General features: G+C 63.6%; 25 protein-coding genes and 1 pseudogene. 5 read left to right on the forward strand and 21 right to left on the reverse strand.

Annotation, left to right across the window (positions count from 1 at the left end; all coding sequences use genetic code 11):
- Positions 1 to 5: 5 nt before the first annotated feature.
- From G7Y82_RS06270 to G7Y82_RS06295, 6 genes are all read right to left on the reverse strand, one after another.
- Positions 6 to 365, reverse strand: a complete 360-nt coding sequence (locus tag G7Y82_RS06270; RefSeq protein WP_206370422.1) for a nuclear transport factor 2 family protein — start codon at positions 363 to 365, stop codon at positions 6 to 8.
- 10 nt (positions 366 to 375) lie between these two features.
- Positions 376 to 666 (reverse strand): putative quinol monooxygenase, encoded by a 291-nt coding sequence (locus G7Y82_RS06275; RefSeq protein ID WP_168147187.1) that lies wholly within the window; start codon positions 664 to 666, stop codon positions 376 to 378.
- Positions 667 to 747: 81 nt separating this feature from the next.
- Positions 748 to 2,133 (reverse strand): MFS transporter, encoded by a 1,386-nt coding sequence (locus G7Y82_RS06280; RefSeq protein ID WP_366515622.1) that lies wholly within the window; start codon positions 2,131 to 2,133, stop codon positions 748 to 750.
- Positions 2,133 to 3,104, reverse strand: coding sequence for an aldo/keto reductase (locus G7Y82_RS06285; protein WP_168147188.1), 972 nt, complete (start codon positions 3,102 to 3,104; stop codon positions 2,133 to 2,135). The genes G7Y82_RS06280 and G7Y82_RS06285 overlap by 1 nt, the downstream gene beginning before the upstream one ends.
- 61 nt (positions 3,105 to 3,165) lie before the next feature.
- Positions 3,166 to 4,218: an SDR family oxidoreductase gene (locus tag G7Y82_RS06290; protein WP_168147189.1), complete on the reverse strand. Its 1,053-nt coding sequence runs from the start codon at positions 4,216 to 4,218 to the stop codon at positions 3,166 to 3,168.
- Between the two features lie 10 nt (positions 4,219 to 4,228).
- Entirely contained in the window at positions 4,229 to 5,023 is a 795-nt protein-coding gene (locus G7Y82_RS06295; RefSeq protein WP_168147190.1) for an SDR family NAD(P)-dependent oxidoreductase, read from the reverse strand.
- Positions 5,024 to 5,161: 138 nt separating this feature from the next.
- Here G7Y82_RS06295 and G7Y82_RS06300 point away from each other — a divergent pair, with 138 nt between their 5' ends.
- Positions 5,162 to 6,076, forward strand: coding sequence for a LysR family transcriptional regulator (locus G7Y82_RS06300; RefSeq protein WP_168147191.1), 915 nt, complete (start codon positions 5,162 to 5,164; stop codon positions 6,074 to 6,076).
- A gap of 30 nt (positions 6,077 to 6,106) precedes the next feature.
- Here the strand turns inward: G7Y82_RS06300 and G7Y82_RS06305 are convergent, their stop codons facing one another.
- From G7Y82_RS06305 to G7Y82_RS06330, 6 genes are all read right to left on the reverse strand, one after another.
- Positions 6,107 to 6,481, reverse strand: a complete 375-nt coding sequence (locus G7Y82_RS06305; RefSeq protein ID WP_168147192.1) for a nuclear transport factor 2 family protein — start codon at positions 6,479 to 6,481, stop codon at positions 6,107 to 6,109.
- 9 nt (positions 6,482 to 6,490) lie between these two features.
- Positions 6,491 to 6,871 (reverse strand): VOC family protein, encoded by a 381-nt coding sequence (locus G7Y82_RS06310; protein WP_168147193.1) that lies wholly within the window; start codon positions 6,869 to 6,871, stop codon positions 6,491 to 6,493.
- A gap of 666 nt (positions 6,872 to 7,537) precedes the next feature.
- Complete coding sequence (locus G7Y82_RS06315) at positions 7,538 to 7,924, reverse strand: hypothetical protein (protein ID WP_168147194.1); 387 nt, start codon at positions 7,922 to 7,924, stop codon at positions 7,538 to 7,540.
- Between the two features lie 62 nt (positions 7,925 to 7,986).
- Positions 7,987 to 8,301: a BrnA antitoxin family protein gene (locus tag G7Y82_RS06320; RefSeq protein WP_168147195.1), complete on the reverse strand. Its 315-nt coding sequence runs from the start codon at positions 8,299 to 8,301 to the stop codon at positions 7,987 to 7,989.
- Positions 8,225 to 8,500 (reverse strand): BrnT family toxin, encoded by a 276-nt coding sequence (locus G7Y82_RS21880; RefSeq protein ID WP_168147196.1) that lies wholly within the window; start codon positions 8,498 to 8,500, stop codon positions 8,225 to 8,227. The genes G7Y82_RS06320 and G7Y82_RS21880 overlap by 77 nt, the downstream gene beginning before the upstream one ends.
- A gap of 350 nt (positions 8,501 to 8,850) precedes the next feature.
- A complete protein-coding gene (locus tag G7Y82_RS06330) occupies positions 8,851 to 9,552 on the reverse strand; it encodes a transposase (protein ID WP_168147197.1) in 702 nt (233 codons plus the stop codon).
- Positions 9,553 to 9,627: 75 nt separating this feature from the next.
- On the opposite strand from G7Y82_RS06330, the pseudogene G7Y82_RS06335 reads away from it, so the two are divergent.
- Positions 9,628 to 10,161, forward strand: a pseudogene (locus G7Y82_RS06335) (IS110 family RNA-guided transposase); the annotation flags it as partial.
- 328 nt (positions 10,162 to 10,489) lie between these two features.
- Here G7Y82_RS06335 and G7Y82_RS06340 read toward each other — a convergent pair.
- From G7Y82_RS06340 to G7Y82_RS06355, 4 genes are all read right to left on the reverse strand, one after another.
- On the reverse strand, positions 10,490 to 10,882 hold the full coding sequence (locus G7Y82_RS06340) for a hypothetical protein (RefSeq protein WP_168147198.1): 393 nt from the start codon (positions 10,880 to 10,882) through the stop codon (positions 10,490 to 10,492).
- A gap of 104 nt (positions 10,883 to 10,986) precedes the next feature.
- Positions 10,987 to 11,859 carry an IS3 family transposase gene (locus tag G7Y82_RS06345; protein WP_168147566.1) on the reverse strand — a complete coding sequence of 291 codons (873 nt, stop codon included), beginning with the start codon at positions 11,857 to 11,859 and terminating at the stop codon, positions 10,987 to 10,989.
- Positions 11,793 to 12,149 carry a transposase gene (locus G7Y82_RS06350; RefSeq protein WP_168147199.1) on the reverse strand — a complete coding sequence of 119 codons (357 nt, stop codon included), beginning with the start codon at positions 12,147 to 12,149 and terminating at the stop codon, positions 11,793 to 11,795. The genes G7Y82_RS06345 and G7Y82_RS06350 overlap by 67 nt, the downstream gene beginning before the upstream one ends.
- Positions 12,150 to 12,223: 74 nt before the next feature.
- Complete coding sequence (locus tag G7Y82_RS06355; protein WP_168147200.1) at positions 12,224 to 12,511, reverse strand: hypothetical protein; 288 nt, start codon at positions 12,509 to 12,511, stop codon at positions 12,224 to 12,226.
- Between the two features lie 181 nt (positions 12,512 to 12,692).
- Between G7Y82_RS06355 and G7Y82_RS06360 the strand changes: the two genes are divergently transcribed.
- A complete protein-coding gene (locus tag G7Y82_RS06360; protein ID WP_168147201.1) occupies positions 12,693 to 13,634 on the forward strand; it encodes an integron integrase in 942 nt (313 codons plus the stop codon).
- A 6-nt stretch (positions 13,635 to 13,640) separates the two neighbouring features.
- Here the strand turns inward: G7Y82_RS06360 and G7Y82_RS06365 are convergent, their stop codons facing one another.
- Complete coding sequence (locus G7Y82_RS06365) at positions 13,641 to 14,942, reverse strand: MFS transporter (protein WP_168147202.1); 1,302 nt, start codon at positions 14,940 to 14,942, stop codon at positions 13,641 to 13,643.
- Positions 14,943 to 15,025: 83 nt separating this feature from the next.
- A complete protein-coding gene (locus G7Y82_RS06370) occupies positions 15,026 to 16,333 on the reverse strand; it encodes an MFS transporter (protein ID WP_168147203.1) in 1,308 nt (435 codons plus the stop codon).
- A gap of 789 nt (positions 16,334 to 17,122) precedes the next feature.
- On the opposite strand from G7Y82_RS06370, the gene G7Y82_RS06375 reads away from it, so the two are divergent.
- Positions 17,123 to 17,362, forward strand: coding sequence for a hypothetical protein (locus G7Y82_RS06375; RefSeq protein ID WP_168147204.1), 240 nt, complete (start codon positions 17,123 to 17,125; stop codon positions 17,360 to 17,362).
- 29 nt (positions 17,363 to 17,391) lie between these two features.
- Here the strand turns inward: G7Y82_RS06375 and G7Y82_RS06380 are convergent, their stop codons facing one another.
- Positions 17,392 to 18,333 carry a homoserine kinase gene (locus G7Y82_RS06380; RefSeq protein WP_168147205.1) on the reverse strand — a complete coding sequence of 314 codons (942 nt, stop codon included), beginning with the start codon at positions 18,331 to 18,333 and terminating at the stop codon, positions 17,392 to 17,394.
- 156 nt (positions 18,334 to 18,489) lie between these two features.
- Between G7Y82_RS06380 and G7Y82_RS06385 the strand changes: the two genes are divergently transcribed.
- Entirely contained in the window at positions 18,490 to 18,735 is a 246-nt protein-coding gene (locus tag G7Y82_RS06385) for a hypothetical protein (RefSeq protein WP_168147206.1), read from the forward strand.
- A 7-nt stretch (positions 18,736 to 18,742) separates the two neighbouring features.
- On the opposite strand, the gene G7Y82_RS06390 is transcribed toward G7Y82_RS06385, so the two are convergent.
- Both G7Y82_RS06390 and trkA read right to left on the reverse strand, forming a co-directional pair.
- The gene (locus G7Y82_RS06390; protein ID WP_168147207.1) at positions 18,743 to 20,242 is read right to left on the reverse strand and encodes a TrkH family potassium uptake protein; all 1,500 of its coding nucleotides are present in this window, start codon (positions 20,240 to 20,242) and stop codon (positions 18,743 to 18,745) included.
- Between the two features lie 12 nt (positions 20,243 to 20,254).
- The gene (gene trkA, locus G7Y82_RS06395) at positions 20,255 to 21,631 is read right to left on the reverse strand and encodes a Trk system potassium transporter TrkA (RefSeq protein WP_168147208.1); all 1,377 of its coding nucleotides are present in this window, start codon (positions 21,629 to 21,631) and stop codon (positions 20,255 to 20,257) included.
- Positions 21,632 to 21,883: the final 252 nt, after the last annotated feature.

A 21,883-nucleotide genomic window follows, 5' to 3' on the forward strand; every position in this document is an offset into this window, starting at 1 on the left:
GCGCATCAGTTGTTCGGCAGTGGCAATCCTTGTGCGCGCAGGAAACTCAGCTTGTCCCAATAGCCGCGCTGAAAAACGATGCGTCCGTCGACGATGTGAAAGAAGCCGCAGCCGCGCAGGCCGAGCGGATCGCGCCATTCGAGCATCGCCCATTCGCCGTCCTCGAACAGATTCTCGACGAGGCAGACCATGTCCGCGCTGGCGAACTCGTCGGCGAACATCCGGCGAATGGCCGCGCGGCCGCTGACCGGCGATTCAGCCACCTGATGATTGACGGCATCGTCGGCGTACAGCGCGGCCAGTGCGTCGGCATCGGCGCGGTTGAACGCTTCGACCCAGCGGTGCACGACATCCTTTGGTGACATCACATGAGACTCAGAGGCCAGAGCCGCCGAGCGGCTCGGTCTCGATGCGGATTTCAAAACCGGCGATCAGCGGCTTGGCCTGCGCAATGGCCTCGCGGATCGCCGGCAGTTCCAGCGACGCCTGATGGTGCGCGGCGTCGACCCAGACCTCGGTCACCCACAGGGCATCGGCGTCGGCCGGGTCCTGTGCAATCACGTAGCTGAGACAGCCCGGCATGCCGGTCGTCGCCTCGAGCAGGAGGGCCGCCAGCGCATCACGCTCGCCGCACATGGCGCGCATCTTTGCGATCAGTCCGTACATGGCCGCCGACCTCCTCGATGGTTTTGCGTCTTGCCTGCGTGCCGTTGCCGCAGCATATCGCGTCGCGCCCGGCGCGTGCGCTTAGCGCAAGACGGCATGCCCGGCGTCGCGCGGCAGCGTCAGGCTGTCGAGGATCGCCAGTGTCGCCAGGCCGGCGATCAGCCAGAACGCAAAGTGGAACTGCGCAACTGTCGCATCGCCGGCATGCCCGCCGAGCACCGCCTGCGCGATGGCCAGCGCCAGCGCGCCGATGGCGATGCCCATGCCGGCATTCATCTGCTGGAACACCGAGAACAAGGTTGTGGCGTCGCGCATCGCCGGCGCCGGAATGTCGGCGAAGCCGATGGTGTTCAGCGCCGTGAACTGCATCGAGCGTGTCATGCCGGTGACGAACAGCAGCGCGCAGACCAGCGCGTACGGCGTTTCGGCGCTGAGCAGCGCGCAGGCCATGAAGCCCAGCGCCACGAGCACACCGTTGCCGACCAGCACCGGCTTGAAGCCGAAGGTTTGCATGATCCAGGTCGTCGCCGGTTTCATGCACAGATTGCCGGCGAACAGCCATAGCAGCAGTGCCCCGGCCTGTACCGCCGAATAACCGAAGCCGAGCTGGAACATCAGCGGCAGCAGAAACGGCGCGCTGCCGATCGCGGTGCGGAACAGCGAACCGCCGACGGCAGTGACGCGGAAGGTCTGCACACGAAACGGTTCGAGACTGAACAGCGGGTGCGGTGCGCGGCGCAGGTGTGCAGCCGCGGCCAGCAGCAAGGCGATACCGGCGGCGAAGATCGACCACGATAACAGCGCCGGCACGTCGCGCCGACTGATGGCCTCGATGCCGCTCATGAACAGGCCGAAACCCAGGCCGGACAGCACGAAGCCGCGCACGTCGAACACCGGCCGTTGCGCTTCGCCGTCGCGCACCAGCCACAGCGCGGCGATCAGAGCCGCGACGCCGAGCGGCAGGTTGAGCAGGAAGATCCAGTGCCAGCTCCAGTGCATGCTGATCCAGCCGCCGACCGGCGGGCCGAGGATGGGCGCGACCAGCGCCGGCCAGGTCAGGATCGCGATGGCGCGGACGATGCCGTCCTTGGGCGTGTCGCGCAGCACCACCAGCCGGCCCACCGGCACCATCATCGCGCCGCCGATGCCCTGCAGCGTGCGCGCCGCGGTGAAGGTCCACAGGCCGCCGCTGAGCGCGCACAGCAACGACGCCAGCGTGAAAACGACGATGGCGGCGCTGAAGATGCGCCGCGCGCCGTAGCGCTCCGCCGCCCAGCCGCTGATCGGGATGAATACCGTCAGCGCGACCAGATACGCCGAAACGCCGACCGACAGGTGCGCCGCGGCGGTGCCGAAGTCGAGCGCCATCGCCGGCAGCGCCGTGGTGATCACGGTCGCGTCCAGGTTCTCCATGAAGAAGACCGCCGCGACCAGCAGTGCGGTGGCGGTGCGGCGGTCCATGCGCATCAGGCGGCGGCCGGCGCGGCGCGGCTGGCGCCGTCGAGCGCGCCGAGGTCGTCGGCGTCCAGCGTCAGCGACGCGGCGCGCGCGAACGATTCGATATGCGCGCGGCTGGTGCCGCTGGCGATCGGTGCCGTAACGCCGTCGCGGGCGATCAACCAGGCCAGCGCCACTTCCGCTTGTTTGACGCGGTGCCGGCCGGCGACTTCGTCGAGGGCGTCGAGAATGGCCATGCCGCGCGCGTCGAGATACTTGGCGATGCCGTCGCCGCGCGCGCTCTTGCCGAGGTCCGCCTCGCTGCGGTACTTGCCGGACAAAAAGCCCGACGCGAGGCTGTAGTACGTCACCACGCCCAGCCCCTCGCGCAGGCACAGATCGCGCAGCGCGCCGTCGTAGCTGCCGCGGTCGTAGAGGTTGTATTCCGGTTGCAGCACCTGATACGCGGGCAGTTGCTGTACGCGCGAAACGCGTAGGGCCTCGCCGAGCTGGGCGGCATTGAAGTTGGACGCGCCGATCGCGCGGATCTTGCCGGCCTGCTGCAATTTGGCATAAGCGCCCAGGGTTTCGGCATGCGCGACCTCGTCATCCGGAAAGTGCGAGAAGTACAGGTCGATCTGCTCGATGCCGAGCCGTGCCAGCGACGCGTCCACCGCCTGCATGATCCACTGTTCCGACAAGCCCTTGTGGCCGGGCTCGCCGAGGTCCATGCCGACCTTGGTGAAGATCTTCAGCTTGTCGCGAACGCCGGGACGCGCCTTGAGCCAGCGGCCGATGATGGTTTCCGATTCGCCGCCGCGATTGCCGGCCACCCAGCGCGAGTAGACGTCGGCGGTGTCGATCGCGTCGAAGCCGTGATCGACGAACGCGTCGAGCACGTCGAAGCTGGCCTTTTCGTCGAGGGTCCAGCCGAACACATTACCGCCGAAGACGATCGGCGCGATGTCGAATCCGGTCTTGCCGAGGGGGCGTTTGTTCATGGTCTTGTACTCCGGTTCTTGGGGGATGTGGGCCGCGTCGGGGGCGCGGCCGCGGGGGAGATCAGGGAATCAGACGGCGTGCGCGGAACTGCTCGAACAGATCGACGAACATCCGCGTGCTGTCCACGCAGTCGTGGAAACCGGCCTGGCGAATCTTGGTGGTGCTGGACACCACGTCCCAGTCGCAGCGGAAGATGAAGTCGCCGAAACCCCAGGAGGCGATCTTGTCGTACGGCACGTCCTGCAAGCCGTGCTCGGCGACCAGCCGTTGCCACAGCGGCGCCTTGTCGGCCATCTGTTCGGTGAGCTGTACGGTCTGCGGGTCGGCCAGCGGCATGTCGAACCAGCGCGCCACCGCCTCCCAGACCTGCTGCCAGCGAAACACATCGCCGTTGGTGAGGTTGTAAGACTCGCCGGCCGGCGCCTGCGTCGCCGCCCACACCGAGCCGCGCGCCAACTGCGCCGCATCGGTGACCTGCGCCAGCTTGCCGTAACACGTCGTCGTGCCGGGAAAGCGCAACGGCAGGCCCAGCGCCTTGCTGATCGACGCGTAAACGGCGATCACCATCGCCAGATTCATCGGATTGCCGATCGCGTAGCCGCAGACCACGTCCGGCCGCAGCACCACCGCGCTCCACGGCTGGCTGTCGGCGCGCGCCAGCAGCCAGTCCTGCATGTCGTAATAGAAGTTCGGCGGCATGTGGCGCGGATCGTCTTCGTGCGCCGGCGTCTTGAACGCGCCGAGGTGCGCGCCGTAGTACTTGGCGCCTTCGTACAGCACCACGCGCTGCAGCGCCGGCGACGTCGCCGCGACGGTGTCGACCAGATGGCGCAGCATGCCGAGGTTGGTGTCGATCAGCGCCTGCGGTATCGCATGTTCCTGGTAGGCGGCGTGAAAGATGTGCGTGACATCGTCGAGGCCGCCGAGCTTGGCGCGCACGTCGGCGGGGTCGAGCAGGTCCACCGACAAATAGCGGCCGACGGCGTCGTCCGGCGCCGCGCGCCGCGACAGGCCGATGACATCCCAGTCGTCGCGGCGGTTCAGGTCTTCGACCAACTGACGCCCGATGACGCCGAGGCCGCCAGCCACCAGGGCTTTCTTGCGAGTGCTCATATTGGATTCCTCAAACGATGTCATCGACGACGCCGCCGTCGACGCGCAGTGCCGCGCCGGACGTGGCGGACGCCAGCGGCGAGCAGACGTAGACCACCATGTTCGCGACTTCGTCGACGGTTGCCGCGCGTTGAATGATGGAACTGGGGCGTGCCGCCATCACGAACTCGCGCGCCAGTGTCTCCAGCGACTTGCCGGTGCGCGCCACCTCGTCCTTCATCATGTCGGCGAAGCCGTCCGAGATCGTCGGGCCGGGCAGCACCGTGTTGACGGTCACGCCGCTGCCGGCAACGCGCTTGGCGAGGCCGCGCGACAGCGCCAACTGTGCGGTCTTCGAGACCCCGTAATGAATCATGTCCGCCGGGATATTGCGTGCCGACTCCGACGAGATGAACACCACGCGGCCCCAGCCACGGTTGACCATGCTCGGCAGCAGCGCACGCGACAGGCGCACGCCCGACATCACATTGATCTGCCAGTACTGTTCCCAGGTGGCGTCGTCGGTGTCGTAGAAATCGAGCGGGCCGTAGATGCCGGCGTTGTTGACCAGCACGTCGACCGGCGGCAAGGCGGTGAGCAGCGCATCGACGCCGGCCGCCGTGCCCAGGTCCGCCGCCACGCCGGTCAGCTTTGCACCTGGCACGGCTGCCGAGAGTCTGGCCTTGGCGCGTTCGACGGACGCCTCGCTGCGGCCGTTGAGGATGACGGTGGCGCCGCTCGACGCCAGCCCCTGCGCGATCGCGTATCCGATGCCGCCGGTCGACGCCGTGACCAGCGCGGTGTGCCCTGTCAGGTCGATCTTCATGAGGAAACTCCGCTGTGCGGCGGCCATTGCTCGTCTGAGCCCACCATGCGAGCGGCCGCCCGTGGGTTTGAGGCGAACTATTCTGAGACGTGCCCGTTCTTCGAGTAACAGCAAGAATGGGAATACACTCTTTCCAATATGGATAGAGTCAATGCCCTGCACGATCTCGACGCGCTGCGCGTCTTCGAACGCGTGGCCTCGCTGGGCAGCCTGACCGCGGCGGCCGAGGACATGGGCCTGTCGCTGGCGGTCGTCAGCAAACGCCTGGCACGGCTCGAAAGCGGCCTCGGCCTGCGTCTGCTGCAGCGAAGCACGCGACGCCTGTCGATTACCGAAGAAGGCCGGTTGCTGCGCGAGCACACCTTACGCGTGCTCGCCGATCTGGAGCAGGCCGAGGCGGCGCTGGCGCGCCAGCAGGGGCATATCGCCGGCACCTTGCGGCTGACCGCGCCCAACAGCTTCGGCCGGCGCTACGTTGTCCCCTTGCTGGCGGGATTCACGGCGCTGCACCCGCATTTGCAACTGCAGCTACAGCTCAGCGACGACGTACTCGACCTGGTCGCCGACAACTTCGATCTGGCGATCCGCTACGGCATGCCGCCGGACTCCAGCTATGTCGCCGTGCCGCTGGCGCCCAACCATCGCGTGCTCTGCGCCTCACCGGATTACATCGCCCGACGCGGAGCGCCGACGCGGCTTGCCGAACTGGCCGCGCACGACTGCATCGTCCTCGGACCGTCGCCGGCCGCCGAATGGCGTTTCGGCAGCGGTCAGAAGCAGCGCAGCGTGCGCGTGCGTGGCCGCTACTGCGCGAACGACGGCGAGGCCACGCACGCGATGGCGCTGGCCGGCATGGGCATCGCGCTCAAGTCCATCTGGGACGTCTACGACGACTTGCAGGCCGGCCGCCTGCGGCAGATTCTGCCGCGCCACGCCGAACTCGCCGTGCCGCTCAATGCCGTCTACTGGAGCGGCCGGCATGTCGCGCCGCGCGTCGGCGCCTTCATCGCCTATGTCCGCGACAAGCTGGTGATTCCGACGCGGGTCGGTTGAGCCGCCCGAGCCGCAGCCCCGACTATCGGACTACCACGACTGCGCTGCCGGGGTGCCCTGGTGATAGCGCAGTTGCCAATGCCCATCGACCATGATCCATAGCGATGAACGCAGAGCGTGAAGCGTCAACCCGTGTTGCGCGTCCCGTCGCGCCGAGCGGTACGTCAGCAGCGCCACGCCGGGCGCGATGGCGGCAACGGCAAAATCGTCGGACACCACATTGGCCGGCGCCTGCTCCTGCGCCAGAAAGCGAATCACCGTCTCACGATCGTAAGCCTGACCGGAACGTCCTACCTCGTGAAAATCCGGGTGCAGGAGCTGTTCGAGCCGCCCGCGGCTGCAACGCGTGCCCGGATGATGCAGCTCCGTCTCCAACGCTCGAAGCACTTCGATCAGCGTCGACAATGCGGCCTCCTAAAGCGCACTGATCATGACGTAGTAACCGTCGGGATCGCGCAGCGCGAACTCCTGCGTGCCGGTCGCGCGATTCAGATGCGGCTCCTCGGTCAGGCGACCGGCAAGCATGCGGGCGCGCGCCAGCGCCGCATCGAAGTCGTCCACGCGAAAGAACAGCAGCAGACCGTTGCCCGGCGTCGCCGATTCCGCGCTGGCCAACGGCGGATGGTCATGGTCGCCCCAACGGTGCAGGCACAGCAGCACCGTGCCATCCACATCGAGAACCTGCCCGAAATCATCATGTGCCGGAGCCGTCAGCACGAGCCCGAGCAGCGACTGATACCAGCGCTGACTGCGCGCAACATCCGCAACCCCGATGATCGTCCAGATGCGTTTCATCGCGCTCCGCTGCTGCATGACTTACAACCTGAAAGGGCTAGCTGCCCATAGCGTAGCGCGCGTGGCGAGGCTCGGACTCACGAAGTGCAGCAGGGCCGGATTTATCCCGCCATCCTGGACGGGTGTGACTGACGGGACAAACACCGATTACTGTGCTTGCTAGCGCGACCGGCGGAGTAAATTCCGCCCTACGCGAGCTAGACGCCCCAATGCGAAGACCAGAACAGCAGCAAGAGTAATGAGGCCAAATTGGCCAGGCACATAGTAGAGCCCCGGGAGATCTGTATACGCACCGCAGTAAAGGCCTCCGGCCGCGAGAAGCGTAGCGAACAATAGTGCGATTGGAAGGCGCCAGAAAGAAGTGCGGAATAGAGGTGGCTTGAGAATTAAATACAGCGATGCTGTGGCGATCCCGAGAAACAACCAAGTGCATAACAGGCGCGCCAGGGGATACGGGGCTTGCATTGGATTTCCGACGTAGCCTGGCCACTCAGCTGCGTGCACTGCGAGGACGGCGAACGACAGCCAGTACAACATGAATAGTGGTCGGTAAATGAAAGCCATTCTTTGAGCCCTAACGCCTGCGTTCACGTGCGGCCTGGCCGGAGCGGCGAAGCCGCGGAGGCCGGGACGTCGCGTGGAGACGATGGTTGGGCAGCACTGGCACTACTCCCATGTGATGCCCCTGACTAACGGAATGCTTGGAACGATGGCTTTTACGTGCTCCCACAGCGCATCAACGGCCGGCCTAATGGTCTGAGGCTTGAAAAGACGCTGGAGAAGCGACGGTTCTGCCACGGGGAAGATGCTCCACTCAGTTGTTGATCCATCGGTGTTGCCGCAGCCCAGCCAGAGCATGAACGGCCTCCGGGACACCATGACTACCCAACCGAAGTCTTCTGGGATGATGCCCTCTACCTCCACGCCTCGTTTACGCAACTGCGTTTGAAGCCACTCCGCAAGGGCCTGACCGAAGCGCCCCGGATTGGTTTTCTCTTCTTCACCCGCTACGGGCTGGAAAAAGTCCGTTTCAAATGTGACCTGAGCTTTCATGCTGCCGCACTTCAGCCGCGTGACAGCCGCGCAGCGGCTGGCACGTCGGCTGGAAGTGCCTGCTATACCGAAGCATCACGGAACGCGCGGAGAACGGCATTAATTCTGGTCTGATAGCCCGGACCTTGATCTTTGAACCACTCCAGAACATCTTGATCCACACGCAGCGAAATGGATGCCTTGGGCGGGATAGGCTGCAACCCCTTACGAACGACACCGCGAACAATGTGCCGAACTTCACTTTCAGGATGCTCTGATGAAGCGAGCTCCGTCGCTTCTTTCGCCTTCAGGCGAGACCAGTCAGTTTTTGACTTCACTGAAGTAGATTTCTGCTTCACGTTTCGTGGCTTTTCGGAATGAGATGATGCGGATTTCATGCTCGTTCTCCGTATGAACGATGGATACTGGAATTCTCGCGAGCAACCCAAGTGTTACAAAGCGCTGCTCGCCGTAGGAGAACCGATCATCCTCGAAGGTATACGTGATGCCTGCGAAGACAAGCACGGCATCCACGAAATCCAAGCCGTGTTGCTTCAGATTTGTGGCTCGCTTTCGCTCTGACCAAGAGAACTCCATCCGTCAACTGTATATACACAGCGTCAATACGTCAAACGATTGCTAGCTCAGGTATAACGCCAAGGTTCACTCGCGTCCCTGACGGCGCGAAGCGGTGGCAGGGACGCGAGTGGCACCGTTGGTTGGGCCCCAGGCCCAGTGGCGCGGGACTCTTCATCATTTGGCGGGAGCGCAAGCTTGGCCTACGGTTGAGGGAGTCGGACTGACATCTAGAAAGCGGAGTTCGTCCGGAAAGTATCCCCAACGGTCTTCTGTTGTAAATGCTGGACGGCGACTAGGAAGAAAAATAGGGGACAGACCACGTTTTGAAGGAAAATAGGGGACAGGAAAATAGGGGACAGACCACGTTTTCACGGCCGCAGCTCCGCTGCTTGTCGCGGCCGGCCGGCCTTCCCCCGTACCACACGCCGCCCCAACACCTGCGCGATCTGCTCGGCAAAACGCTCGGATCCCAATACGTAGTTGCCATTGGTCGCCGAGCGAATCTCGTCGACCAGGTCGGCGTTCATGTCTGTCTTGAATAAGGCTCGGTAGCGTTTACGCCGTTCGGCGGGCGTCGCCCCGAGTTGCTGGTACAGCAGATGCGGCGAAACCGCTGGGTTCGTTTGCCCCTGTCCATTGCAGGCGTAGCTCGACCACGGGTAGTCGCCTGGATGTTCGACCATCCCGGCGCGCACAGGATTGGTTTCAATGTAACGCTGGCAGCTCAGCAGATAAGCGTCGTCCTGTACCAGGCAGGATCGGAAGCGCCCTTCCCACAAGGTTCCGCTGCGCCGGTACTGGCGGTTGACGTACTGGACATAGCGCTGTCCCAAGGCTTTCATCAGCACGCCCGTTCCATCACCCCGGACGCTGGAAACCAGCAGGTGGACGTGATTGGTCATCAAGACGTAGCTGTGAATCTGACAGCCCGCCTTCTTGGCGTACTCGGCCAGCCACTCCAGATACAACCGATAGTCCTCTTCGGTATAGAAGCACGCCTGCCGATTGTTCCCGCGCTGGATGATGTGCTGCGGGACACCCGGGAGTTGTATGCGGGGGCGGCGAGGCATGGGTGCTCGTGGATCAGATGCCAGTTGAGCCTAACATAAACGTGGTCTGTCCCCTATTATTGCTTCAAGCGGCAGTGGCCGGAGATCCGGCAGCGGTTTGCCGAACAGATTCCGGGCCTGGCGTGGGAAAGTCTGGACGTGCTCTATGCCGAACTGGGCCGCGTCCACGAACGGATACTGGAGCTTGATCGCCGCATCAAAGCTTTCGTGCGTGACGATGAAGCAGCTGCTCGTTTGGCAGAAGTGCCCGGTATCGGCGTGGTAACCGCGTCGGCACTGGTGGCCACCGTCGGCGACGCTCGCGATTTCAAGAACGGTCGGCAATTCGCAGCCTGGCTCGGCTTGGTGCCGCGACAATCCAGTACCGGCGGTGTTGCCCGGCTCGGCCGCATCACCAAGCGAGGTGATCGTTACCTGAGAACCTTGCTGATTCACGGTGCTCGCAGCGAAATGACGCGCACACCGCAGCGCGTCGATCGCAAGAGCCGATGGGCTGAAGCCATCAAATCCCGCAAGGGCTGGAACAAGGCCGCAGTGGCCATGGCCAACAAGCACGCACGCATCGTGTGGTCGATGCTGGCTCATCATCAGAGCTACAACGCCGCCTGAGACGACTGCGTCTTTGTTGATGCTGACGGTCTGACCGCCATCCGACGAACCTGATTAAGCTCGCGGCCCATCGAGGCCGACTAACGAATGAGGGTCGGATGCGCGAATGTCATCAGGGCTCGTGGCTTAATCCCCACACGTAGAAGCCGAATATAGATTCGCAGTCGATCGATCAGTTCATCAACACAAGCCGTGCCGTCGCAACCGGAGCAGAACAATGAACTGATGCAATTCGCTGGTAAAAACTAGAGAGGTCCATATAGCCCCGCTTAAGCTGCGGCCCGCGAGCGCAGCGAGTGGGACGTCGGCTTGAAGCGTTGGTTATGTTTCATTTTCTGAGCCACGAGACGAACTCCGGACTAAGAAGGATAGCTAGATAAAACCCGAGCCCCGCCCAGTAGAGAAAATTGTTTCGAAGTATCGACCATGCACCAAGATACTTGCGCTCAAGGTACTTCCGCACCTCAGCAACATGGACATCTTTTGTTTCCTTCTCTAGTTCCCGCAGCGTGCGTATGGTCACGGGGATCCTTTGCGTCGCATTAAAGGCGAGCGCGGCAACGATGGGGGCACAGAACCAAGCAGACTTGCTTGGGTTGGGCGTTCCCATGCATGCCAGAGCTAGAGTAAAAACAACAAAGCCAAAGCCGACGTTCAAATACTCACTTTGTTGCTGTGCTTCAGCTTTTACCTCTTCTTCCTTAAAAAGACTCGACTCCACTGCTCACCTCCCTGAAACATAACGCCGCGCTTCAGCCGCGGATTTGCCGCAGCGAAGCGGAGGCAAATACGGGGACTTCCTACGCAAAAGTGGACACCCGTTGGTTAGCTGCATAGTGCTTCAAACTCCACCGGGGTACGGTAGCCGAGCGACGAGTGTAGCCGTCGGGTGTTGTAGAAATCGAGATATTCACGAATCGCGCTTCGCAGTTCCTTGTCGGTGCTAAACGTCCTGCGGTGATACATGTCGGACTTCATCGACTTGTTCCAGGATTCGATATGTGCGTTATCCGTCATGCGGCGCGGGCGGTTCACGCTCTGCTCGATGTTGGCGGTTGAGAGCTTCTTGCGGAACTCAGCTGCCAGATATTCCACGCCACGGTCGGTGTGGAAAATGATGCGCCCCGACGGAGCACGCCGCCGCAGTGCGGATGCCAGAGCTCTTGCGGTCAATGCTGCAGTCTTCTCCAGGCCGATGGCCCAGCCGATCAGACGGCGTGAGTAGCGATCCATGACCGTGGCCAGGTAGCGCCACTTGCCCGCAACCTTGAGGTAGGTCACGTCGCCGACCCAGACCTGATCGAGTCTGTTGATTTCGAGATGCTGGATTTTGTTGTTGCCGCTGATGAAGAAGCGGCCGATGCCGGGAATACGCTTGTACAGCTTCGTCGAGCACGCCTGAATGCCGTTTTCCCGCATGATCCGTTCGATCCGCCGCCGCCCCACAGCGTGCCCGTCCTTCTTCAGCTGTGCGTGGACACGAGGGCTGCCATAGGTCTCTTTACTTCCCTCGTGCGCGTTACGGACATGATCAAGCAGCCGGATGTCGACCAGAGCACGGTCACTCACCGGGCGATTGAGCCAGGCATAGAATCCGCTCGCGCTGACCCCGAAAACTCGACACATCTGCCTCACCGGGTGTTCCCCTTGACGGCTTTGGATGTAGGCGAAGATTTCGCTCTTCGTTCGGAAGTGAATGCGATCGCTTTTTTTAAAAGGTCGTGCTCAAGCTTGAGTTGCTCATAGGCCTTCTTCACCTTGCGCAGCTCCTTGAGCTCCTCCGCTACATCCCGGTCCACCGACACGCCCTTGGTCACAATCAGGCCCTCTCGCGCTTGCTTTCGCCAACGAGACAACATGAACGGGTGGATGTAAAGCGATTCGGCAACATCCTTGATCGCCACTCCCGGTAACTGACTCAATCTGACAGCAGTGGCTTTGAATTCCGGACTAAATCGATACGTTGTTCTTGGACCTGGCATCGGCATTTGAGGACTCCTGAAGGGTTAGTTCAGGGTGTCCACTAAACCGTAGGAATCGTCCCGTCGGGTGGAACCTCTGGTTATGCGGCCTCACCATTGGTGCTCCAGAAAACCTCGACGACATTGATGGACGACGCAGGAGCAGAAGCAAACTCTTGAATTTCTTCTGCGTTGATAACTGCGCGAGGACCGCTACCACCGGGCTGAGCTTGGTCTATCTCTGGATGCTCATTGGATGCCAGCGCCACAGCAGCCGTAACTGCTTCGTCTACGGTGGCCGCCGAGACGATGCCACTCAATTCAAACGAAGCATCTACTCCCTCGCGCACGAAACCAGCGCCCCAAAGCTGAACCTGCCAAATCTTCATGGCCTTACCCTAGACGCATAACGCCAATTAGCCATCAAATTGACGCACAATCTGGAACATGGACGTATAATCCATCGAATATTTCCATAAGTTGTTATTTTATATGGAAACGCGAAAGTAAAATGCATCAGCGGCAGCGCTAAGTCCTTCATTAAAAAGGCCTCCGAAGCTTCTCGAGCAGGTGCGGCAGTCAATCCGTGCGAGGCACTACAGCTTGCGCACGGAGCAGACGTATCTTCACTGGATTAAACGCTTCATCGTTTTTCACGGCAAGCGGCACCCTCGTGAGATGGGGGCGGCGGAGGTTGAGGCGTTTCTCTCGCATCTCGCGACAGATTTGAATGTGGCGGCAAACACGCAGAATCTGGCGCTTTCGGCGCTGGTGTTCCTTTACAAAAACGTACTAGAAGCGGACTTGCCTTGGCTGAGTGATGTAACGCGAGCCAAGAAGCCACAGCGTCTGCCGACGGTGTTGAGCCGCGATGAAGTCAAAGCCTTATTGGACGCGTTGCCGGACGACGTTCCCAGCCTCGTGGTACGCCTGCTTTACGGTACGGGCATGCGGGTCATGGAAGGCGTGCGGTTGCGAGTGAAAGATGTGGATCTTGTGCAACGTCAGATTGCGGTGCGTGACGGTAAAGGGGCAAAGGACCGGGTGACGATGTTGCCGGCCTCGCTGGTCGAGCCGATGCGCGCGCAACTTGCCGTGCGATCTACGGTGTTCGAGCGCGATCGCGCAGCGGGGCGCGCTGAGGTGTGGTTGCCCGACGCGCTGGCGCGCAAGTATCCGAACGCCGTGCGCGACTGGGGCTGGCAGTACGTGTTTGCGGCCTCGGCTTTTTCAAGCGATCCGCGTAGCGGAACGGTTCGCCGTCATCATCTGAATGAGCAACTCGTACAACGTACGGTACGTGGTGCGGCGACACGTTCCGGGCTTGCCAAACCTGCGACGCCACACACGCTGCGGCACTCCTTTGCTACGCATCTGCTGGAATCAGGCTATGACATCCGCACGGTGCAGGAGTTGTTGGGGCACTCGGATGTCAGTACGACGATGATCTACACCCATGTCCTCAATCGCGGCCCACGCGCGGTTGTGAGTCCACTGGACCGGGTCGGTTGAGCGCGCTCAATCCGCCAATGCCCGCCCACGGGTTTCGACGACCAGCGGCATCAGCAGCAGGCCGGCGAGCGGCACGAGGCCGATCCAGAACAGCACGCCGACGGCACCGCTGGCGACTTTCGAGGCGAACAGGCCGACCATGAACGGGCCGAGCGCGGCGATGACACGGCCGATGTTGTAGCAGAAGCCGGCACCGGTGGCGCGCAGGCGGGTCGGGAACAATTCCGGCAGGTAGTAGGTGAAGGCGCCGAACACGCCGAACACCGACAGGCCGATCAGGAAGTAGCAGTACAGGCGCATCTGCGGTGCCAGCGGTGCGCCGAAGGTGAAGAAAATCGAGGCCATGGCCACGGCGAAGTAGATGGCGAACATCGGCTTGCGGCCGAGCAGCTTGGCGGCGGGGATGGTCAGCAGCGTGCCGATCAGGCCGCCGATGTTGAAGGTCATGGTGGCGTTGAACTTCCAGTCTTCGACCAGGCGCAGCGTGGCGCCCTTGTCGAGTCCGTGCAGCGCCGCTTCGGTCTGCGCCAGGCCGGTGGCGAACACTGGCAGGAAGGCGTTGCAGGTCCACCAGGCGATCAGTGCGATCAGCGCCATCAGAAAGCCGCTCAGCGTCAGGCGCCGATACTCCTTGGAGAACAGTTCGGACAGGCGAGGCGGGGTGCTGTTGCGCGCGGCATGCACCCAGCGTTCCGGTTCCTTGACGAACAGGCGCACGCCGAAGGCGATGACGGCCGGGATCAGGCCACAAAGGAAGACGTAACGCCACGAGACTTCCGGCTGGTCGGCGAACCAGTTGCCGGCGATCTGCAGGTTGAGGAAGGTGGCCAGCGTGGTGCCGAACACGGCGGAGGTGTAGAGCAGCGCGCCGGCTTCGACGCGGCGCTTCTCCGGCATCACTTCGGCGACCATCGAGGCGCCGGCTGCCCATTCACCGCCGATGCCCAGCGAGGCGACGATGCGGCAGGCGACGAGCACGCCGATGTTCGGCGCGAACGCGCAGGCGGCGGTGCCGAGCGCGTACATCAGCATCGTCAGCAGCATGGTCCGCGTGCGGCCGATGCGGTCGCCGATGTAACCGAACAGCACGCCGCCGACGGCCCAGCCGACCAGCAGCAGCGAGGTCAGGATGCCGGTCCAGTACAGCGTCGCCTGCTTGGCTTCCGGCGAGCCGATCTGCAGATGCAGCAGCGTCGGCACGCAGTTCGGCGCGACGAAGTTGAACAGGATGCTGTCGAACAGATCGAAGCCCCAGCCAAGCCAGGCGGCGAACAGCACCAGCCACTGGTAGCGCGTCAGTCCGAACATCCGCTTCTCCTCGTTCTTGTTGTGGCCCGATTCTCTGTCAGGACGCGCAGAGAAAACAGGCGGTGCCGGTCGACGGTGACGCTTCAGTCGCCTCGCGTCGTTGCCAGATCGTCGTCGCGCGTCTCGCGCGACAGCCACAGCGCCGCCAGCGTCACCAGTGCGGCGATCGCCAGGTAGTAGCCGACCGCCTGCAGGCCGTAGGTCTTGGCCAGATAGGTCGCGATGTACGGCGCCAGCGAGGCACCGACGATGCCGGCCAGATTGAAGGTCAGCGATGCGCCGGTGTAGCGCACGGCGGTCGGGAACAGTTCGGAGAGAATGGTGCCGAGCGGCCCGTAGGTCAGGCCCATCAGCGCCAGGCCGATCGCCAGCGTCACCATCACGCCGGGCAGCCCGGCCTGGAACATCGGCGCCATGACGAAGCCGAACACGGCGATGGCGCCGCTGACCCACATCAGCGTGCGGCGTCGGCCGTGGCGGTCGGCGAGCTTGGCCGACCACGGAATGGTGGCGGCGAAGAACAGGATGCCGAACAACTGGATCATCAGGAACTGCTGGCGCGGATAGCCGAGCGCCGTGGTGCCCCACGACAGCGCGAACACCGTCATCAGGTAGAACAGCACGAAGGTGGCGACCGCGATCAGCGTGCCGAGCACCAGCGCTTTGGTGTGCAGCTTGAAGACGTTGAACATCGGCACGCTGACGCGCTCGTGATGTTCCAGCGCGCGGCGGAACACCGGCGTTTCGGAAATCTTCAGACGCACGTACAGGCCCATCAGCACCAGTACCGCGCTGACCAGGAACGGAATGCGCCAGCCGAATGCGAAGAACTGCGCGTCCGTCAGCGTTTCCGACAGGGCCAGGAAGATGCCGCCGGAGCAGATGAAGCCCAGCGGCGCGCCGAGCTGCGGGAACATGCCGTACCAGGCGCGCTTGCCCGGCGGTGCGTTCTCGGTGGCCAGCAGTACCGCGCCACCCCATTCGCCGCCCAGGCCCAGGCCCTGGCCGAAGCGGCACAGCGCCAGCAGCAGGGGCGCCATCGTGCCGATCTGCGCGTAGGTCGGCAGCATGCCGATGGCGACGGTCGAGATGCCCATGGTCAGCAGTGCCGCGACCAGCGTCGCCTTACGGCCGATGCGGTCGCCGAAGTGGCCGAACAGTGCCGAGCCGATCGGCCGCGCGAAGAAGGCGATGGCGAAGGTCGCCAGCGACGACAGGATCGCCGAGGCCGGATCGCCGCTGGGGAAGAACAGCTTGGGGAACACCAACACCGCGGCGGTGGCGTAGATGTAGAAGTCGAAGAATTCGATCGTGGTGCCGATCAGGCTGGCGAACAACACACGGCCGGGGGAATTGATCGCAGCGGGGGCTGCGACGCCTGTCTGGTTCACTGCTAACGCTCCCTGGGAAACCGTCGCCGATTGCTCGTTTCTTGTTCAGGCGACTGTCAAGCGGAGGCATTGTGCGTCAGGCTGCCGACCGGCGCCAGAACGATATGCCGGGTGCGGCTGCGGGCGTCTGTCGAAGGGCATGCTGTCGTTGCGAGCGCGCGTGTCTCGATACGGCCCTGCGGGCCTACTCGACATGAACGGGCCTTGCTGCGCCGGTGCGTGTCCACCAAGGCTGCGGGCCGGACGAGCCGCGATCGGTAGCGCCCCAGCCGCGGCTTCGCGGCATGCGCCGCGCATGCCGTGGCGAACGCCGGTTGCTGTCGGCTCCCCCCGGACCGTTCATGCCGAGTGCCGCGCACGGCGCGGCGTATCGAGGCGCGCCGCAGACCGGGATCGGTGACTGGCCGGGTCGCTGACGGTGGCCCGATAGGCGATGGCCTTCCGGCGCTGAGGGCATGCTGCCGTTACGTGCGCGCGTGTCTCGATACGGCCCTGGGGGCCTACTCGACATGAACGGGCCGGGGGCTTGTCGTCTCGGCCCGCAGGCCGGGTGAGCCGCGATCGGTGGGGGTGAAGCTGCGGCTTCGCGGCTCGCGCCGCGTATGCCATGGCGAACGCCGGGTGCTGTCGGCTCTCCCGGACCGTTCATGCCGAGTGCCGCGCACGGCGCGGTGTATCGAGGCACGCCGCAGGCTCAGCCGTGCCCGTCACTCACCTTGGAAGCATGTGGCAGGTTGCGTCAACGCTGCTAGACTCGATCGCCTCGAATGGCTTGAGGGAGGGCATGCCATGCTTCGATTGGTGGTCTGCGCCGCAGCAGTGACGGTGGCATTGGTGGCGTGTCATCCGAAGGAAAGTCCGGAACACGTCGACGACCACAAGGGGCGTGCGGAGACGCAAGGGATCCGCAACACCGAGGCGGTGGGCTATGCCGGCGACGCGATCGCCGACAAGGTCGACGCCGCGCTCGACGCCAACGATCAGGCCAAGCAGAAGCTCGACGACGCGATCGACGCGCAGTCGCAATAACGCGCGGTCCGGTAGGTACCGCCGGGCGTTCAGAGTGCCGGGGGCATCTGCTCGCGGTGATGGACGAGGATGCGCTTGTACTGGTCCGGGTCCTTGACGTGCACCACGTCGCCTTCGCGCGGGAACATCCAGTCGTACAGACGTGACAGCCAGAAACGCAGCGCCGCGGCGCGCAGCACCAGCGGCCAGGCGGCGCGCTCAGCCTCGGTGAACTCGCGGCGCGAGCGATAGGCGCCGACCAGCGCATCCCAGCGCGCCGGATTGAGCGTGCCATCCGGCTCGAAGCACCAGTCGTTGACGGTGACGGCCAAGTCGTAGATCAGCGCGTCGTTGCAGGCGTAGTAGAAGTCGATGACGCCGGTCAGCCGGTCGTCGACGAACAAGACATTGTCGCGGAACAGGTCGGCGTGAATCACGCCCTGCGGCAGCGCATCGAGCTCGATCGACATCTGCTGCGCCAGTTCGTCCTCGATCAGGCGGCGGATGCTCGCCTCGCGCGTCTTGCGCGCCAGCAGCCGGCCGGTCTGTTCGCGCCACAGGGCGCCACGCGAGTTGTCGCAATGGCCGGCATACGACTGCGCGGCGACGTGCAGCTCCCCCAGCGCGCGGCCGACCTGACTGCACTGCTCCAGATTCGGGAACAGCACGCTCTGGCCGACCAGGCGGCGCACCAGCGCTGCGGGCTTGGCCTGCAGCGTCACCAGATTGCGGCCGTCGTGCGTGCGCGCCGGCATCGCGCTGACGAAGCCGCGCGACGCGAGGTGATCCATCAAGCCGAGAAAGAACGGCAGATCGGCGTAGTTCAGACGCTCGAACAGCGTCAGCACCCAACGGCCGTCTTCGGTATCGACGAAGTAGTTGGTGTTCTCGACGCCCTCGCCGATGCCCTGGAACCCGATGAGCGCCCCGACCGGGTACTGCTTCAGGAAGCGGCGGAGCTGCGTGTGGCTGACTTTTGTAAAGACCGACATGTGACGAGCGTGTGAACAGTGGGCAACGCCGACCGATTAGACCAGAGCGCGGCGCGGCCGGCTACGGCGGACTTACATCTCATTACAGTCCGCGCGGCCCGTGTGACGGGGAAACCCTTACGGTGGCTTACAGATTTTCCGCGTTCGAGTGCCGGTATGTCCGTTCTGCCCACCCTGGCCCTGCGTCCCATGCCTCTGGCGGTGCGGGACGAGATTGCCGCCTGGTATCCGTCGTCGGAGCGCGCGCTCGTCGAGCGCCGCCTGGGCGATCTGGTGATCGCGGCGCCGGAACCGCGGCGCAGTGAGCTGTGTATTGCCATCGTGCAGCGCACGGCGGGTTCGCTGCGCTTGCTGGAGTCGGCGATCGTCGCCGTGCTGGAGCGGCGAACCGACGTGATCTGATCGCGCTTTAGCGGCGCCAGAATGCCGGCGTGAAGATCACCAGCAGGGTGAACACTTCGAGTCGGCCGATCAGCATGCCGAAGATCAGTACCCACTTGCCGAAGGTCGAGATCGACGCGACGTTGGCGGCGACGTCGTTGAGGCCCGGGCCGGTGTTGTTGATCGCGCCGGCAACCGCGGACAGCGCCGTCAGCGGGTCCAGGCCGGTGCCGATCATGATGCAGGTCAGCAGGATGGTGGCGCCGATGTAGATCGAGAAGAAGCCGCCGATCGCATAGACCACGGTGTCGGACACCAGCTTGTTCTCGACCTTGATCGGCACCTCGGCGTTGGGGTGAATCAAATGGCGGATTTCACGGCCGGCCTGCTTGAGGAACAGCACCAGACGGATGACCTTGACGCCGCCGCCGGTACCGCCGGCGCAACTGCCGACGAAGGTGATCAGCACCAGCAGCAGTGGCGTGTACAAGGGCCAGCCGCTGGGATTGTCGATGGCGAAGCCGGTACTGGTGCCATAGGCGACCACCGCGAACAGGCCCTCGCGGATCGAGGTGCCGAGATCGGCGTAGCTGCCGCGCAGGTAAAGCGTGGCGCAGACCACGCCGGCGATCAGCAGATAGATCGCGATGTACGCGCGAAATTCCGTGTTGTGCCAGTACAGGCTCAGTGAGCGGTTGTTCCAGGCCAGATAGTGCAGCGTGAAGTTCGACGCGCCGATCAGCATGAAGATCATCGCCGCGGCTTCGATGCCGACGCTGTGGTAATAGCCGATGCTGGCATCGTGCGTGGAGAAGCCGCCGGTCGACAGCGTCGACATCGCGTGGCAGATCGCGTCGAACGGCGTCATGCCGAGCACTGCGTAGACGAGGGTGCAGGCCAGCGTCAGCAGCACGTAGATCGCCCACATCGCACGGGCGCTGTGCATGATGCGCGGCGTCAGCTTGTTGTCCTTCATCGGACCGGGCGTTTCGGCCTTGTACAGCTGCATGCCACCGACGCCGAGCATCGGCAGCACAGCGACGGCGAGCACGATGATGCCCATGCCGCCGAGCCAGTGCAGCTGCGCGCGGTAATAGAGGATGGCACGCGGCATCTCGTCGAGGCCGGAGGCGATGGTGGTCGCGCCGGTGGTCGTCAGGCCGGAAACCGATTCGAACAGCGCTTCGGTGTAGGTATGCCAGCCGACATGCGTCGCCAGCAGCGGCACCGCACCGAAGGCCGACAGCACCGCCCAGAACAGCACCACGACCAGAAAACCGTCGCGAACCTTGAGATCGCTGCGATGGTGGCGGACCGGCCACCACGTTACCGCTCCGACCGCCAGCGACAGCCCCATGCCTTCGAGAAACGCGTAGGCCGTGTCGCCGCCGTACCAGAGGTCGACGAAGATCGGCGGCAGCATGGTGGTCGAGAAGCTCATCAGCAGCAGGCCGATGACGCGTTGCACGGCCGCAAAGCGCCGGCGCTGCGGAGACATGGTGTGATGACTGGTCAGCGCGAGACGCATGCGATGGAAACGCTAGAGCAGCGAGAAGCCGACCTGGAACAGCTTTTCCACGTCATGCACGCGCTTCTTGTCGACGATGAACAGGATCACGTGGTCCTCGGCTTCGATGACCGTGTCGTGATGCGCGATGATGACTTCGTCGCCGCGAACGATGGCGCCGATCGTGCAGCCTTGCGGCAGCTTGATCTCGTCGAGACGGCGGCCGACCACCTTGGAGTTGTTGCGGTCGCCATGGGCGACGGCTTCGATGGCTTCGGCCGCGCCACGACGCAGCGAATGCACGCGCACCACATCGCCGCGGCGCACGCGCGACAGCAGCGCCGACACGGTGGATTGCTGCGGCGAGATGGCGACATCGATGCTGCCGCCTTCAACCAGTTCGACATACGAGAGGCGGTTGATCAGACACAGCGCCTTGCGCGCACCGAGGCGCTTGGCGAGCATCGCCGAGAGGATGTTGGCCTCGTCGTCGTTGGTGACCGAGCAGAACACATCGATGTCCTCGATGTTTTCCTCGCGCAGCAAGGCTTCATTGGCGCCGTCGCCGGACAGCACGACGGTGTTGCGCAAATGCTCGGAGAGAAAACGTGCGCGATCCCGCGAGCGTTCGATGATCTTGACCTGCACGCGGCTGTCTTCGAGCGCGCGGGCCAGGCGAAAGCCGATGTTACCGCCGCCGGCCAGCATCACCCGGCGCACCGGCCGGTCGAGGCGGCGCAGCTCGGCGATGATCTTCGGCGCATTCTGCGCGGCAGAGACGAAGAACACTTCGTCTTCGGCTTCGATCGTTGTGTCGCCCTCGGGAATGATCGGCCGGCCGCGGCGGTAGATCGCGGCGACGCGGGCGTCGACGCCCGGCAGATGTTCCGGCAATTCCTTGAGCTGGCGCGACACCAGTGGCCCGCCGTAGTACGCGCGCACGCCGACCAGCTGTACCTTGTCGTCGGCGAACTCGACCACCTGCAGCGCGCCCGGATATTCGATCAGGCGCTTGATCTGATTGGTGACCAGCTGCTCCGGCGAGATGTGCATATCGACCGGAATCGAATCGGCGCCGAACAGCTTCTCTTCCTTGAGATAGTCAGTGGCGCGAATGCGCGCGATCTTGGTCGGCGTCTTGAACAGCGTGTCGGCGATCTTGCACGCCAACATATTGGTCTCGTCGCTGTCGGTGACGGCGATGATCATGTCGGCGTCGTCGGCGCCGGCTTCGCGCAAGACCTTGGGGTAGGACGCGTGCCCCCGGACCGTACGCAGGTCGAGGCGCTCCTGCAGGTCTTCGAGCGCAGCCGCGTCGGTGTCGACGACGGTCACGTCATTGCGTTCACTGGTGAGGTTTTCGGCGAGCGTCGAGCCCACCTGGCCGGCACCGAGAATGACGATTTTCATGGGCCGCGCACCTTACGCCTCTTGAATGCTGCACCGCAAGATGTTCGGCCACGGGGCCGTGGCATGCAATCCGCCTGCAGGGGTTAATGCTCAGGGCCTTGTAGGAACTTCGCCAATGCTTCGGCAATGGTGCTTTTTTACTATTCGCCGGGCAGGTCCACCCGCCTATAGTCATCCCACGCCGATGACGGGACACTTTCTGGTCACGCCGTCGGGGGCGCAGTTCCTTGTTGTTGTGGAAGTTTTTGCGGG

It is taken from the genome of Solimonas marina, assembly GCF_012241385.1.
Lineage (GTDB): Bacteria > Pseudomonadota > Gammaproteobacteria > Nevskiales > Nevskiaceae > Solimonas > Solimonas marina.